General features: G+C 66.3%; 17 protein-coding genes. 13 read left to right on the top strand and 4 right to left on the bottom strand.

Features of this window, described 5'->3' with window-relative positions:
• Window positions 1-17: 17 nt before the first annotated feature.
• The 6 genes from ASE85_RS16150 to ASE85_RS24230 all read left to right on the top strand — a co-directional run bounded on the left by ASE85_RS16150 (window position 18) and on the right by ASE85_RS24230 (window position 4,858).
• Window positions 18-899 (top strand): DMT family transporter, encoded by an 882-nt coding sequence (locus ASE85_RS16150; RefSeq protein ID WP_056690611.1) that lies wholly within the window; start codon window positions 18-20, stop codon window positions 897-899.
• Window positions 900-909: 10 nt separating this feature from the next.
• A complete protein-coding gene (locus ASE85_RS16145) occupies window positions 910-1,575 on the top strand; it encodes a COQ9 family protein (RefSeq protein WP_056690608.1) in 666 nt (221 codons plus the stop codon).
• A gap of 94 nt (window positions 1,576-1,669) precedes the next feature.
• The gene (locus ASE85_RS16140) at window positions 1,670-1,939 is read left to right on the top strand and encodes a FeoA family protein (protein ID WP_056691246.1); all 270 of its coding nucleotides are present in this window, start codon (window positions 1,670-1,672) and stop codon (window positions 1,937-1,939) included.
• Window positions 1,936-3,789, top strand: coding sequence for a ferrous iron transporter B (feoB, locus tag ASE85_RS16135; protein WP_056690605.1), 1,854 nt, complete (start codon window positions 1,936-1,938; stop codon window positions 3,787-3,789). The genes ASE85_RS16140 and feoB overlap by 4 nt, the downstream gene beginning before the upstream one ends.
• 80 nt (window positions 3,790-3,869) lie before the next feature.
• Entirely contained in the window at window positions 3,870-4,493 is a 624-nt protein-coding gene (gene ssb / locus ASE85_RS16130; protein WP_056690600.1) for a single-stranded DNA-binding protein, read from the top strand.
• Window positions 4,494-4,729: 236 nt separating this feature from the next.
• Complete coding sequence (locus ASE85_RS24230; protein ID WP_268795136.1) at window positions 4,730-4,858, top strand: hypothetical protein; 129 nt, start codon at window positions 4,730-4,732, stop codon at window positions 4,856-4,858.
• A 13-nt stretch (window positions 4,859-4,871) separates the two neighbouring features.
• Here ASE85_RS24230 and ASE85_RS16125 read toward each other — a convergent pair whose 3' ends face one another.
• The 3 genes from ASE85_RS16125 to ASE85_RS22600 all read right to left on the bottom strand — a co-directional run bounded on the left by ASE85_RS16125 (window position 4,872) and on the right by ASE85_RS22600 (window position 6,721).
• Window positions 4,872-5,747: a UTP--glucose-1-phosphate uridylyltransferase gene (locus tag ASE85_RS16125; protein WP_056691243.1), complete on the bottom strand. Its 876-nt coding sequence runs from the start codon at window positions 5,745-5,747 to the stop codon at window positions 4,872-4,874.
• 177 nt (window positions 5,748-5,924) lie between these two features.
• Window positions 5,925-6,401, bottom strand: a complete 477-nt coding sequence (locus ASE85_RS16120; protein ID WP_056690596.1) for a hypothetical protein — start codon at window positions 6,399-6,401, stop codon at window positions 5,925-5,927.
• Between the two features lie 146 nt (window positions 6,402-6,547).
• Complete coding sequence (locus ASE85_RS22600) at window positions 6,548-6,721, bottom strand: DUF1674 domain-containing protein (RefSeq protein ID WP_082462864.1); 174 nt, start codon at window positions 6,719-6,721, stop codon at window positions 6,548-6,550.
• Between the two features lie 90 nt (window positions 6,722-6,811).
• Here ASE85_RS22600 and htpX point away from each other — a divergent pair, with 90 nt between their 5' ends.
• The 6 genes from htpX to ASE85_RS16090 all read left to right on the top strand — a co-directional run bounded on the left by htpX (window position 6,812) and on the right by ASE85_RS16090 (window position 12,479).
• Window positions 6,812-7,768 (top strand): zinc metalloprotease HtpX, encoded by a 957-nt coding sequence (gene htpX, locus ASE85_RS16115; protein WP_056690593.1) that lies wholly within the window; start codon window positions 6,812-6,814, stop codon window positions 7,766-7,768.
• Window positions 7,768-8,073 (top strand): hypothetical protein, encoded by a 306-nt coding sequence (locus tag ASE85_RS16110; protein WP_056690590.1) that lies wholly within the window; start codon window positions 7,768-7,770, stop codon window positions 8,071-8,073. Before htpX ends, ASE85_RS16110 begins: the two co-directional genes overlap by 1 nt.
• A 25-nt stretch (window positions 8,074-8,098) precedes the next feature.
• On the top strand, window positions 8,099-9,409 hold the full coding sequence (locus ASE85_RS16105) for an RsmB/NOP family class I SAM-dependent RNA methyltransferase (RefSeq protein WP_056690585.1): 1,311 nt from the start codon (window positions 8,099-8,101) through the stop codon (window positions 9,407-9,409).
• 50 nt (window positions 9,410-9,459) lie between these two features.
• Window positions 9,460-9,951, top strand: coding sequence for a hypothetical protein (locus tag ASE85_RS16100; RefSeq protein WP_056690582.1), 492 nt, complete (start codon window positions 9,460-9,462; stop codon window positions 9,949-9,951).
• Window positions 9,952-10,053: 102 nt separating this feature from the next.
• Window positions 10,054-10,716 carry a ribulose-phosphate 3-epimerase gene (rpe, locus tag ASE85_RS16095; RefSeq protein ID WP_056690579.1) on the top strand — a complete coding sequence of 221 codons (663 nt, stop codon included), beginning with the start codon at window positions 10,054-10,056 and terminating at the stop codon, window positions 10,714-10,716.
• Window positions 10,713-12,479 carry a heparinase II/III family protein gene (locus tag ASE85_RS16090; RefSeq protein ID WP_056690576.1) on the top strand — a complete coding sequence of 589 codons (1,767 nt, stop codon included), beginning with the start codon at window positions 10,713-10,715 and terminating at the stop codon, window positions 12,477-12,479. The genes rpe and ASE85_RS16090 overlap by 4 nt, the downstream gene beginning before the upstream one ends.
• A gap of 8 nt (window positions 12,480-12,487) precedes the next feature.
• Here the strand turns inward: ASE85_RS16090 and ASE85_RS16085 are convergent, their stop codons facing one another.
• Window positions 12,488-12,862 carry a hypothetical protein gene (locus tag ASE85_RS16085; protein ID WP_056690571.1) on the bottom strand — a complete coding sequence of 125 codons (375 nt, stop codon included), beginning with the start codon at window positions 12,860-12,862 and terminating at the stop codon, window positions 12,488-12,490.
• 135 nt (window positions 12,863-12,997) lie between these two features.
• Here ASE85_RS16085 and purH point away from each other — a divergent pair, with 135 nt between their 5' ends.
• Entirely contained in the window at window positions 12,998-14,587 is a 1,590-nt protein-coding gene (gene purH, locus ASE85_RS16080) for a bifunctional phosphoribosylaminoimidazolecarboxamide formyltransferase/IMP cyclohydrolase (protein ID WP_056690567.1), read from the top strand.
• Window positions 14,588-14,592 lie beyond the last annotated feature (5 nt).

Here is a 14,592-nt window from a genome sequence, read left to right as displayed (position 1 = left end):
CCAGCTAGGGAGCCGCCATGGCCAGTTCAACCCCCGCCGCGCCGATAAACATGCCGCGCCTCGCCTTTCCGGCGCTGTTGCTGGCGAACCTGATCCTGCCGCTGGGGCCAGTGCTGGTGCGCCTGTCGGATGTGGGGCCGGTGGCGGCGGCCTTCTGGCGGCTGGCGATCGCCTTGCCCTTCCTGCTGCTGCTGGCGCGACCGGGCCTGATCCGCAGGCCGCCGACGCGCGGAGAATGGGGCGCATTGATGCTGGCGGGCGTGCTGTTCGCGGCGGATCTGGCCGCATGGCATCTGGGCATCCTTTATACCAAGGTCGCCAATGCCACCGTGTTCGGCAATCTGAGCGGCCTGTTCCTGCCGGCCTGGGCGCTGCTGGTGCTGCGCCAGAAGCCAAAGCGGATGCAGGCCGTAGCGCTGACGCTGGCGGCCATCGGCGCGCTGATCATGATGGGCGGCAGTTACGACCTGTCGATCGGCAATCTGAAGGGCGACCTGCTCTGCCTGCTCGCCGGGATCCTCTACACCGCCTATCTGCTGGTGGTGCAGAAGGTGCGCGGACGGCTGGAAAGCTGGTCGATCCTCGCCATGTCCAGCACGGTCAGCGCGCCGGCGCTGTTATTGTGCGCGCTGGCGCTGGGCGAACGGGTGATGCCGGGCGACTGGACGCCGCTGATCGTGCTGGCGCTGTCGAGCCAGGTGATCGGACAAGGGCTGCTGACCTATGCGATCGGCTGGTTTTCGCCCTTGGTCATCGGCGTCAGCCTGCTGTTGCAACCGGCAATAGCCGCATTGCTGGGCTGGCTGTTGTTCGGCGAATGGCTCGGCCCCGTCGATCTGATCGGCATGAGCGCGGTGGCGGCAGCGCTGGTGCTTGTGCGCCTGCCGTCGCGGGCCTAGATAAGGCGCCATGAGCGAAGCACAGGACGATCTCACTCTCGACGAAATCCGCGCGCTGCTGGCGCCGCGGCTGCCGCGCCACGCCGCATTCGACGGCTGGCGCTCCCAAGCGGTGGCGATGGCGGCGCAGGAGAAGGGGATCGACCCGGATATCGCTGCGCTCGCCTTTGCCGACGGGCCGGTCGACATGATCGACGCCTGGTTCGCCAGCATCGACGCCGGCATGATCGCGGCCTTGCCGGCGGACGAACTGGCGACCCTGTCGATCCGCAAAAAGATCATCGCGCTGATCGAGGCGCGGCTTGCCCTGCTGGCGCCGGACCGGGAGGCGCTGCGCCGCGCGGTCGCGATATTGGCGCTGCCGACCAATGCGGTGCGCGCGGGTAAGCTGGGCTGGCGCGCGGCCGACGTCATGTGGCGCGCGGCTGGCGATACCGCCACCGACTTCAGCCATTATAGCAAGCGTACGACGCTGACCGCCGTCTATGCCGCCACCCTGCTGGTGTTCGTGGACGATGAGAGCGAAGGCCATGCCGACAGCCGCGCCTTCCTGGCCCGGCGGATCGAGAATGTGATGCAGTTCGAAAAGGCCAAGGCGAAGCTGAAGGGCGTGGGCGGCGGCGAGCATCTCAGCCTCTCGCGCTTCATCGGCCGGCTGCGCTATCCCGCGATCTGACCAGACCCGCAATCCGGGAGAAACGTATTTTGTCTGGCGTTCGGCAGTCGTTATCGATAATCAGTCGCAGAAATAGCCTGTGAGTATCCGTTCCGTGCGCCTGACCGATCTGCCGCTGAGGCAACCCGCCTATGTCGACATGATCGACTGGTCCGCCCTCACCCCGTCCGAGGGCCAGCGCCTGCGCGAATATGGCCTGTGCGAAGGCGCCAGTGTCGAGGCGCTGCATCATGGCGGTTTTCTGGGCAAGGGACCGATCGCCTGCAAGGTGGGGCGCATGACCATCGCCATGCGGCGCAATCATGCCGCCGCCGTCACGGTGCGGACCGGTCCCGATACCGGGGCGCAGGACGAACCGGCATGAGTATGCTGCCGCTGGTCGCGCTGGTCGGCAATCCCAACGCCGGCAAGAGCGCGCTGTTCAACGCCCTGACCGGCGCGCGGCAGAAGCTGGGCAATTATCCGGGCGTCACGGTGGAGCGCAAGGCGGGGCGGCTGGCCCTGTCGGACGGTCGCCCGGTCGAACTGGTCGACCTGCCCGGCACCTACAGCCTGGACCCCACCAGTCCCGACGAGCAGGTGACGCGCGACGTCGTCCTGGGCAAGCAGGAAGGCGAGAAGCGCCCCGACGCGCTGGTCATCGTGGTCGACGCCTCCAACCTCGACAACCATCTGCGCTTCACGCTGGAACTGATCGCACTGGGCTTGCCCACGGTGGTCGCGCTCAACATGGTCGACCTCGCCACCCGCGACGGGCTGGAACTGGATGCCAATATCCTGTCGCGTGAGCTGGGCGTGCCGGTGATCTCGACGGTCGCCGTGCGCAAGCGGGGCCTGGATCATCTGCGCCAGGAACTGGACGGCCTGATGAACGGCGCCCCCGCGCCCTACACCGCCCGGCCGGCGGGCGATTTCGATACGACCCGCAATGAGGCGCGGCGGATCGCCCGCGCGGCGATCGTGCGCGAAACCCCTTCGCGGCGGCTGACTGCGGCGGTGGACCGGATGTTGCTGCATCCCGTCATCGGCTTCGTCATCCTGCTCGCCCTGCTGTTCGTCATGTTCCAGGCCGTGTTTAGCTGGGCGAGTGCGCCCGCCGATATGCTGGAAGGCTGGGTGACGGCGCTGGGCGAAGCGGTGACCAACACGCTCCCCCCCGGCATCGTCCACGACTTCCTGTTACAGGGCGTGGTCGGCGGCGTTGGCGCGGTGATCGTGTTCCTGCCACAGATCCTGATCCTCTTCTTCTTCATCCTGATGCTGGAAGCGACCGGCTATATGGCGCGCGCAGCCTTCATCATGGATTCGCTGATGGCACGGGTCGGCCTGTCGGGCCGGGCCTTCATTCCCCTGCTCTCCTCCTTCGCCTGCGCGGTGCCCGGCATCATGGCGACGCGCACCATATCCGATCCCAAGGACCGGCTGACCACGATCCTGATCGCCCCGCTGATGACCTGTTCGGCGCGGTTACCGGTCTATGGCCTGATCATCAGCGCCTTCATTCCTGCTCGCACCGTCGGCTGGGGCGTGGGCTTGCAAGGGCTGGTGATGTTCCTGCTCTATGTCTTCGGCATCGTCGGCGCGCTGGTCGCGGCCTGGGCGCTGCGGCTGACGGTGACGAAGGGGGAAAGCAGCGGCTTCCTGATGGAAATGCCGAAATATCAGTGGCCCCGGCCGCAGGATCTGCTCATCGGCCTGTGGCAGCGCGCGGTCATCTTCCTGAAGCGGGCCGGCACCATCATCCTGTTCACCAACATCGTCCTGTGGGTGCTGATGAGCTTCCCCAAGGCGCCCGACGGCGTGCGCCAGAGCGAATATTCGATCGCCGGCCGGATCGCGGGCGGCATCCATCTGCTGGTCGAACCGATCGGTTTCAACCGCGACATCAGCCTGGCCCTGCTGCCGACCATGGCCGCGCGCGAAGTGGCCGTGTCCGCCATCGCCACCGTCTATGCGATCGACGCGGCCGATGATGTGGAGGCGCTGGACAAGGGGCTGGGCGAGCGGTTGCAGGGGCGCTGGTCGCTGGCGACGGCGCTCGCCTTCCTCGCCTGGTTCGTCTTCGCGCCGCAGTGCATTTCCACCATCGCAGTGACCCGGCGAGAAACCGCCGGCTGGAAATGGACCGGATTCATGATCGGCTATCTGTTCGTGCTGGCCTATGCTGCGGCGGGTATCACTTACTGGACCGCGGTCGCGCTGGGGCTGGGATAAGCCGAAGCGATGGCGCTTCGAGCCGGCTGGATTTGCCGGCGCGCGCCGCTATAAGGGCCAGCTAATCTTTCGGAGGAATCATGGCAGGCTCGGTCAACAAGGTCATTCTGATCGGCAATCTCGGTGCCGACCCGGAGGTCAAGAGCTTCCAGAATGGCGGCAAGATATGCAATCTGCGTATCGCCACGTCCGAAAGCTGGAAGGACCGCATGACCGGGGAGCGCAAGGAGCGCACCGAATGGCACAGCGTCGTCATCAATGGCGAAGGGCTGGTCGGCGTGGCCGAGCGCTTCCTGCGCAAAGGCTCGAAAATCTATGTCGAGGGCCAGCTTCGCACCCGCAAGTGGCAGGACCAGTCGGGCAACGACCGCTACTCGACCGAAGTCTCGCTGTCGGGTCCGGGCGCGGTGCTGACCATGCTGGACGGTGCGCCGGGCGGCGGTGGCGGCCAGGGCGGCGGTTATGGCGGCGGCGGTGGCGGCCGCGCGCAGCAGGGCGTGAGCGACTGGAACGGCGGTGGTCAGGGTTCCGGCGGCTTTGGCGGCGGCGACTATGATGATTTCGGCGGTGGTTCGGGCGGCGGCGGCAACCAGGGCGGCGGCTTTGGCGGTGGTCGATCGCAGGGCGGCAATAGCGGCAGCGGTGCCAGCCGCGCCGGCAGCCCCAATTTCGACAATGATCTGGATGACGAAGTGCCGTTCTGATCCTGTCGCGCAACGATGACGCAAAAAGGGCGGCTTCCTTCCGGAAAGCCGCCCTTTTTTGATCGATCCGACCGGTCAGTCTGAACGGAAGGATGCGTGAGATTAGAGCGCGCTGCGTTAAATCCGACGCAGGTCGCGCGCTCTGGTTTTTTGTTTTCGCATCATTTTAAGCGAAAAACCGGTGCCCACTTTTTCGCACGATGCTCTAAGCGCGATCGGCGACCCATATCGGCAGCATGAGCAGACTCGAAAAAGCCGTCGCCGTGCCCGTCCGGCAGATCGTTCACCCCGCCGAACTGGCGATCGGCAGCATCATCGCCCTGTCGGGCCTTGCGCTGCTGATCGCCCGGCTGTTCGGCTTCTGACCGCGCCCGCGGTTCAGCGCGCCAGTTCGTCCGTCGCGAAGGCGCGGATATGCTCGCCCAGATCGGGGCGCTCCAGCGCCAGCGCCAGATTCGCCTCGATATAGCCGGCCTTGGACCCGCAGTCGAAGCGGCGGCCATCGAAGGTGACGCCATGGAAGGGCTGCTTGCCGATCAGCGAAGCCATCGCGTCGGTCAACTGGATTTCCCCGCCTGCGCCCTTTTCCTGCGTTTCCAGGATCTTCATCACTTCGGGCTGGAGAATGTAGCGGCCGGGCAGGATCAGGTTGGACGGTGCGGTGCCGAACTTGGGCTTTTCGACCAGCCCCTTCACTTCCGTCAACACGCCGTCGCGCGTGCCGGGGTCAATCACGCCATAGCTGGGCGTCTGCTCCATCGGGATTTCGAGGGCACAGACCAGATTGCCGCCGACCTGATTATAGGCGTCGACCATCTGCTTCATGCAGCCCCGCCCCGGAGCGCCCTTCATGAACTCGTCCGGCAACAGGATGGCGAAGGGTTCGTCGCCGATGATGTCGCGTGCGACCCAGATGGCATGGCCCAGGCCCAACGGCTCCTGCTGGCGCAGGAAGACGGCATTGCCGGGGTCCAGCCGCGTCCCTTCCAGCGCTGACAGATCCTTGCCGCGCTCCTTCTGCGTCACTTCGCATTCGAAGGCGATGTCGAAATAATCCTCGATCGCGCCTTTGCCGCGCCCGGTGACGAAGATCATCTGCTCGATCCCCGCTTCGCGCGCTTCGTCGACCGCATATTGAATCAGCGGACGATCCACCACCGGCAGCAATTCCTTGGGCACCGCCTTGGTCGCGGGCAGGAAGCGCGTGCCAAGGCCCGCGACAGGAAAAACGGCTTTACGAATCGGTTTGGTCAAGTTGGGATTCCCCTTTGCGCGCACGCGGCTCGGCCTTGGATTGCCGTCCGTACGAAAAAGGTCAAGCGCCGCGCAAACATTAAACTATTATGAAATCACGCAGGACGCATGATGAAAAACGCCTGAATAATGAAGGTCAGCGGCATGGCGGACAGCGCCATCGCCCAACCATCCTGTTCAGACAGCGAGCAGACGGCTGGCAACGCTTTCCAGCGCCGTGATTTCACCGTCCAGTTGTTCGAACGCGATATGCTGGATATTGTTGCGTCCGTCGCGACAGGTGAAGCCGCCGTCTTCGGGCCGGTGAAAGCCCTGGATGATGAGGGCGCGGAAGCGGTCGATCCGCTGGATGTCGCGCTCGATAGCGGAAATTTCCATCAGGGCGCTGGCATTGCGCCGGTCGCGCATCGCCACCATGGTCCGCAGTTCGGTCATCAGCTTGGCCATGCTGGGCCGGGTACGCGCGCCCACGACACGAACGTCGCCCATCCCCTCCCGCAGCAGCCCGATCTTCGCCTCCAGACTCTGTTCCAGCATGGTCCAGGCGCACACGAGCCGCCCGACTCCGCACAGCAGCGCCGCATCCTCCGGCGCATAACCCGAAACAGCCTTCGCACTCACGTCAGAAACCAATTGCACACCCACGCCCCACATCTCCTCTAGGCCCTAAGCCTTCAGGCTTTGCGGCAGGAAAGGCCAGAGCGCGGGGTGTTGGCTCCCCGCAGGTGCGGCACGGGCCATCGGCAGCCGTGCATTATCGACGGTGAGCGGAAATACCAGATGGCGTCAGAAACTCAGGGTCAGAAGTCGATCGCAATGCCCTTGCGCTCCCAGTCGCCATAGCGGACCGGGCTGAGTTCCTCCTGATGGCGCGAGGGCGCATCAAGCGGATCGGCCTGCGGCAGGGGCGGGTTCGTGGAGAGATGCGCGGGCGGCTTCACATGCGCCGGGCGCTTGCCGTTGAAGGTTCCCATAACGTGTGGCCTTTCAATTGCGAACGGGGCCGATCCGCCCCATATTCATGGCTGAGGCCGCTATCTGGGCCGCAAAGGAGCGAAGTGCAAGTGAGTGGAATGAAGACGACCATGCTGCTGGCGGCGCTGACGGCGTTGTTCATGGCGCTGGGCTATACGCTGGGCGGCAGCGGCGGCGCGGTCATCGCGCTGCTGGCGGCGGCGGGCATGAACCTCTTCACTTTCTGGAACGCGGACAAGATCGTGCTGCGCATGCACGACGCGCGGGAAGTCGATGCGCAGAGCGCGCCCGATTTCTACAATCTGGTCCGCGACCTGGCGCAGCGGGCCGGGCTGCCGATGCCGCGCGTCTATATCATCGACCAGGACGCGCCCAACGCCTTCGCCACCGGCCGCAATCCCGACAATGCCGCCGTCGCCGCCACCTCCGGCCTGCTGGCGATGCTGAGCCGGGACGAGGTCGCCGGCGTGATGGCGCATGAACTGGGTCATGTGCGCAACCGCGACACACTGATCATGACGATGGTGGCGACCATTGCCGGCGCCATTTCGATGCTGGCCAATTTCGGCCTCTTCTTTCGCGGCGGCGACCGGGAAGGCGGGCATGGCAATATGATCGCCAGCCTGCTGGCGGTGATCGTCGCCCCCTTTGCCGCGATGATCGTGCAGATGGCGATCAGCCGGACCCGCGAATATGGCGCCGACCGAGCCGGAGCGGAGATCAGTGGCAATCCGCAGGCGCTCGCTTCGGCGCTCGCCAAGATTGCGGGACAAGCCGAGCGCATTCCCAATCCGGTGGCCGAACGTAACCCGGCGGCGGCGCAACTCTATATCGTGCCGACCCATGTGAGTGAGCTGTTTTCCACTCACCCCGCGACCGAGAAGCGCATCGCCGCGTTGCAGGATATCGCGGCGGACATGGGTGCGCCAGCGCTGCGTTCCACGCCGACATCCACCGCACCGCGCGCCTCCGCGCTCGCTCCGGTCGCGCCACCGCCCAAGTCGGATCGGCCCCGCCGCAGCGCCCTCGACCCGAACGGGCGCTGATGGTTGACGAGATTGTCGGAGAAGCGGCCAGCTTCCTGTTTCGGCAGGTGGGTGGCTTTGCCGTCGAACTGACCGTCGATCATATCTTCTCCCGCCATACGGCCCGCTTCTTCCACGGTGTGGGCCGGCGGGTGATCGCGATCCTGACCCTGGGCCGCACCCGCATTCCCACCTCGCTTCGGACCGTGCCGAAGGGCGTATCCGCCCGTCCCCGCCGGTCGGACTGGCTGGCGCTGTGGGTCGGCATCCTCTTCTGGGTGGCGCTGTTCTTCGGGATCGGCCTTGGCGTCTCCCATTTTCTTTGACGACGAAAGCGCGTAGGGGCCGCTGATGCCCCGTTCCCCTGATCGCAGCCGCCCCAAGCCCCCCCGCCCCGACGATGTTCCCGGCCTGCCTGCCCGCCGCGCTGCGCTCAAGCTGCTGGACGCGGTATTGCGCCGGGGCGATCCGCTGGAACTGGCGCTGCATGGCGCGGCGCAGGGATTGCCGCCGGCCGACCGGGCGCTGGTGCATGCCATCGCCGCCGAAGTGCTGCGCCATCTGCCTGATCTCGACGCGCTGATCGACGGCGCGACCAAGCAGCTACTGCCGGCCGATGCCAAGGCGCGCATGGTGCTGCGCATCGCGCTCGCGCAGACGCTGGCGCTCGACACCCCGCCCCATGCCGCGATCGCCACCGCCCTACCGCTGGTGGATGGCGGCCCGCGCAAGCTGGTCCATGGCGTGTTCGGCACGGTGACACGCGGCGAGCCCAGCCTGCCCGTGCCCCCGACTTTGCCGGCCGAGGTCGCGGACCGCTGGACCGGCCAGTGGGGCGAAGCGATGCCGCAGGCCGCCGCTCATGCCTATGGCGTGCGGCCGCCGGTCGATGTCAGCCTGCGCGACGCTGGCGAGACAGCGACATGGACAGCCGAACTGGGCGGCGCATCTTTTGCGCCCGGCCATGTGCGCCTGCCCGAAAGTGCCGTCATCCCCAGCTTGCCCGGCTTTGCCGAGGGCGCCTGGTGGGTGCAGGATATCGCCGCGTCCTGCGCCGCGCGGTTGCTGGGACCGGGCGAGGATCGCGTCGTGCTGGACCTGTGCGCCGCGCCGGGTGGCAAGACGATGCAGTTGGCGGCGGCCGGATGGCGCGTCACCGCGATCGACCAGTCGAAAAAGCGGCTGGAGCGACTGACTGAAAATCTGGCGCGCACCGGCCTGGCCGCCGGGGTGACGGCGGCCGACCTGCGCCAGTGGCAGCCCGATGCCCAGGTCGATGCGATCCTGCTCGACGCGCCCTGTACCGCGACCGGCATCTATCGCCGCCATCCCGACGTGCTGCACCGTATCGGCCCGCGCCAGATCGCGGAAATGGCGGAGTTGCAAAGCGAACTGCTCGCCCGCGCCGCCGGCTGGCTGAAGCCCGGCGGGCGGATGATCTATGCCACCTGCTCGCTGGAGCGCGCCGAGGGCGAAGAGCAAATCGAACGCTTTCTGGCCGCGCATCCCGACTTCGTGCTGCTGCCCATCGACCCCGCCGAACTGCCAGAAGGGATCGCGCCAGCAGCGCAGGGCTGGCTACGCACCCTGCCCGACACGCTGGGGGCACAGGGCGGCGCCGACGGATTTTTCATCGCGCGGCTTGCCAGACGGACGAACTAAGCCTTAACCAAGTTTAGCCTATGGAAAGGCTCTTGTTTTTAAGGTGCGTCATGCGTCCGATCGAGCCTTTACCCCTTCATCATAGCTGGCCGCTCTACGACCTGCGCGCCCATCTTGCCCCAGTCCTGCTCGATTCCAGCATCGCCCGGAACGACGCGGCGCTGGCCGAACGGGGCCTTGGCCTGTGGCATTGCGATCTGAACGACAACAGTCTGCGCTGGACGGCGGGTGTCTATGATATTTTCGGGCTGGAGCGCGACAGTAGCGTCTCACGCCCGCTATCCGCCTCCCTCTACGCGCCGGACTCGCGCGAGGCGATGGAGCGGCTGCGTGCCTATGCCATCCGGCACAAGCGCGGCTTCACGCTGGACGTCGATATCCATCAGGCCGACGGCATGGGACAATGCGCGATGCGTCTGATCGCCGCGCCGGTGCTGAACGAGGCGGACGATGTCATCGGCCTGCATGGCGTCAAGCAGTTGCTGCCCAGGGGCGCGGTCGCCTCCCAACGGCTTGATCCCACGATTTTCGTCATGCTTTGAAAGCGGTTGGAGGCAGGCCGGCGCGGCTTCCAGACGTCAATCGCGAATCGCCTGAAAATGTCCGTTGCCCTGCGCCCCGGCGGTGACTAAGGCGAACGGTTAATGACCCGTCCTATTCTCATCTCGCCCTCCATCCTGTCCGCCGACTTCGCCCGCCTGGGTGAGGAGGTCCGCGCCATCGACGCCGCTGGCTGCGACTGGGTGCATATCGACGTGATGGACGGCCATTTCGTGCCCAATATCACCATCGGCCCGGCCGTGGTGAAGGCGCTGCGCCCGCACACGCAAAAGACGTTCGACGTCCATCTGATGATTTCGCCGGTGGACCTGTATCTGGACGCCTTTGCGCAGGCCGGCGCGGACATCATCACCGTCCATCCCGAAGCCGGGCCGCATATCCACCGCTCCGTCCAGCATATCAAGTCGCTGGGCGTGAAAGCGGGTGTCGTACTGAACCCCGGCACGCCCGCCAAGATGCTCGACTATCTGATGGACGATGTCGACCTGATCCTGGTGATGAGCGTCAATCCCGGTTTCGGCGGGCAGAGCTTCATCGAGAATCAGTTGCGCAAGATCGAGGCGATCCGCAAGATGATCGACAAGAGTGGGCGCGACATTCATTTGCAGGTCGACGGCGGCATCGACTTCACCACCGCGCCCAAGGCGATCGCGGCGGGGGCAGACGTGCTGGTCGCCGGCACCGCCACCTTCCGCGGCGGCGAACAAGCCTATGCCGACAATATCCGGAAGCTGCGGGGCGGGTGAAGGAACCCCGGCGTATCTCCCCCCGCTTCGCGCCCGACACCGCCCCGGCGGCGGCCGACGACAGCATAGAGCAGGGCAAGCGGCTCATCCGCGTCGCGGATGACAAGGGGCTGTCGCTGGCCCAGAAGATCGCCAATCAATTCTATCTGTTCAGTTGGAAGACGCCGATCCACGGCCGCAAGCTGAAGGGCAAATATCCGCTCAAGCTGCTGGCCGTGCCGGACGACGTCATCCCCGGCGACGGGCGGGCGGGCGCGGCGATGCGCGCGGGCTATTTCCTGTTCCGGGGGCAGAAGCTGCCGGTCGAGAAGCTGGACTTTGCCCGGCTGACGGTCGGCCCGGCCTTTGCCGATTATCTGCACAGCTTCCGCTGGCTGCGCGACCTGTCCAGCGCGGCGTCGCGCGAGCAGGGCGCGCCGATCGCCGAAAGCGCGATGCGCAAATGGCTGGCGACTCATCATGAAACGCCCAGCGAACCGGCCTGGCGCGCGGACAATGCCGGATGGCGCCTGCTGTTCTGGACCGCCCATGCGCCGCTGATCCTGTCATCCAGCGACCTTGTCTATCGCTCGCTCGTCTTGAACTGCATCGCCCGCACCGCCCGCCATCTGGATCGCAGCGCCGACAAGACGCCGATGGGCCTGCCCCGCCTCGTCGCCTGGTGCGGCATCGTCGCGGCGTCGCTGCTGATCCCCGGCGGTGCCCCGCGCAAGCTGTTCGGCGAAGCGGGCCTGAAGCGCGCGATCGACAGCGGTTTCCATCCCGATGGCGGCATCGTGTCGCGATCCCCGCTGGCGCAACTGGAGGCGGTGATGCTGCTGTCCATGGTGCAGGCCGTCTATGATGTGCGGCGCGAACCGGCGCCCGCCTGCCTTGGCGAAGCGCTGGCGCACGCGGTCCCCGCCCTGCTGGGCCTGACCCATGGCGATGGCGGCCTGGGAAGCTGGCAGGGCGCGGGCGCGATCGCGCCGGATGCCGTGGCCGCCGCTGTCGCCGCCAGCCGGGTGCGCGCCCGGCCGCTGCGGCAGGCGCGCGACTGGGGCTATCAGCGGATCGCCGCCGGCGCGACCGTGGTGCAGATCGACGCCGCCCCGCCGCCCGTCGCGCGGCTGGCCGAAGCCGGCTGCGCATCGACCGGCGCGATCGAGATCAGCGACGGGCCGCTGCGCCTGATCGTCAATTGCGGCGGCGCGGCATTGGAAGGCGCGTGGATTCCCCGCGATCTGGCGCAGGGTCTGCGCACCACGGCGGCGCACAGCACGCTGGTCCTGAACGACAGCAATTCCACCGCCCTGCTGCCCGACGGCACGCTGGGCAAGGGCGTGACCGAAGTGGAACTGAACCGGCAGGAACTGGACACTGGCAGTCGGCTCGACATCAGCCATGACGGCTATGTCCGGCGCATGGGCTATGTCCACCGACGGCTGCTGCTGATGAGCGGCGACGGCAAGGAAATTCGCGGCGAGGATATGCTGACCCCGGCCGAACGCCGGCGCAGGCCATCGAAGCAGCCGGTGCAGTTGCGCTTCCATCTGGCGCCCGGCGTAGAGCCGACGCTGACCGCCGACAATATGGGCGCGCTGCTGCGCATCGATCTTGGCCCGCTCTGGCAGTTTCGCGCGGGCGCGGGGGCGCTGAGCGTCGAGGACAGCCTGTGGGTCGATGGCGACGGCCGCCCGCATCCCACGCGGCAACTGGTCGTGACCGGCGAGGCGCTGCCGGGCGGATCGAGTATCGGCTGGATCTTCAAGCGGATGAACTGAAGGCCCCGTCAGGGCCAGGCATCAGCCAATGCCTGAATGGACAGCCAGCCCATCACTGGCAACGCCGTGAAAAGGGTCGCCTTGACGACGTAAAGACGTGCGCGATCCATGTCGCTGCGGTCCCATGCCTGCCATGCTACATAAGCCAGACCCAACACCATCGCGACATAGAGCAGGATCAGGATCACGGCCACATCCTTGTCGTTCAGCGGAAGACCTGCGCCACGCAATGTTCCTGCTATCATGAAACTGGGGCCGGCGACGAAGAAAGCGATGCCAAAGCCGAAGAAGAGGCCGATAATGGCGCCGATCCCCGGCGATGCACTGAGCGACAGGGCAGCGACGATCGCCAGGATCGACAATTTGAAACGCATCTCGCTCATGGCGCTACAGCTTAGGTCGCCCAAGTTAAGGAGCCGTTCGCCACCACGGACTCAAGGGCTGTATTTTTCCGCCTCACAGGACTAAGGGACCGCGCAAAGCCGTCCCGCCCTTTGCCTGTAGAAAGCTCCAGCCCCATGACCGACGTTTCCATCAAGCGCGCCCTGCTGTCCGTGTCCGACAAGGCGGGCCTCATCGAACTGGGGCAGGCGCTGGGCAAACATGGCGTGGAACTGGTGTCGACCGGCGGCACCGCCAAGGCGCTGCGTGAGGCTGGCCTCGACGTGAAGGATATTTCCGACCTTACCGGCTTCCCCGAAATGATGGACGGCCGGGTCAAGACGCTGCACCCCAAGGTGCATGGCGGCCTGCTCGCGGTGCGGGGCAACCCGGCGCATGTGGCGTCGATGGACGAGCATGCCATCGGTGCGATCGACCTGGTGGTGGTCAACCTCTACCCCTTCGCCGCGACAGTGGCCAAGGGCGCGGATCGCGACGAGATCATCGAGAATATCGACATCGGCGGCCCGTCGATGGTCCGCTCCGCCGCGAAGAATCATGAGAGCGTCGCGATCGTCACCGATCCGGCCGACTATGCCCGCCTGATCGAAGAGATGGCGGAAAAGGACGGCGCGACCAGCTATGATTTCCGCCGGATGCTGGCGGCCAAGGCCTATGCCGCCACCGCCGCCTATGATTCGATGATCGCAAGCTGGTTCGCCTTCGCCGATCAGGGCGTGATGTTCCCCGAAACGCTGGCTGTCTCCAGCAAGCTGGGTTCGACGCTGCGCTATGGCGAGAATCCGCACCAGTCGGCCGCGCTTTACCTGCCCGTCGGTCCCTCCGCCAAGGGGATCGCGCAGGCGGAACAGATCCAGGGCAAGGAACTGAGCTACAATAATTATAACGACGCCGACGCCGCGCTGGAGCTGGTCAGCGAATTCCGCGACGGCCCGCCGACCGTGGTGATCGTCAAGCACGCCAACCCCTGCGGCGTGGCGACCGGCGAGACGCTGATCGAAGCCTATGAAGCGGCGCTCGCCTGCGACAGCGTGTCGGCCTTCGGCGGCATCATCGCGGTCAACCGCCCGCTCGACGGCCCCACCGCCGAAGCGATCAGCACCATCTTCACCGAAGTCGTCGCCGCGCCGGGTGCGGACGAAGAGGCGAAGGCCATCTTCGCCAAGAAGAAGAATCTGCGCCTGCTGCTGACCGGCGACCTGCCCGATCCCGCGCGGACCGGCCTCCAGATCAAGAGCATCGCCGGCGGCCTGCTGGTGCAGAGCCGCGACAATGGCCAGGTGACGCAGGACGCGCTGAAGGTCGTCACCAAGCGCGCGCCGACCGAGCAGGAACTGAAAGACTGCCTGTTCGCCTGGACCGTGGCCAAGCATGTGAAGTCCAACGCCATCGTCTATGCCAGGGACGGCAGCACGGCGGGCGTCGGCGCGGGTCAGATGAACCGCCTCGAATCCGCGCGCATCGCCGCGTGGAAGGCGAAGGACGCCGCCGAGAAGGCCGGCTGGGCCACGCCGCGCACGATCGGCTCGGCGGTCGCCTCCGACGCCTTCTTCCCCTTCGCCGACGGCCTGCTGGCGGCGGTGGAGGCCGGTGCGACGGCGGTGATCCAGCCGGGCGGCTCGATCCGCGACGATGAGGTGATCGCGGCAGCGGACGAAGCGGGTCTGGCGATGGTGTTCACCGGCATGCGCCACTTCCGGCATTAAGGTCC

The sequence above is a fragment of the Sphingobium sp. Leaf26 genome, from assembly GCF_001421665.1.
GTDB lineage: Bacteria > Pseudomonadota > Alphaproteobacteria > Sphingomonadales > Sphingomonadaceae > Sphingobium.
This window is presented reverse-complemented; position numbering and strand designations above follow the sequence as displayed.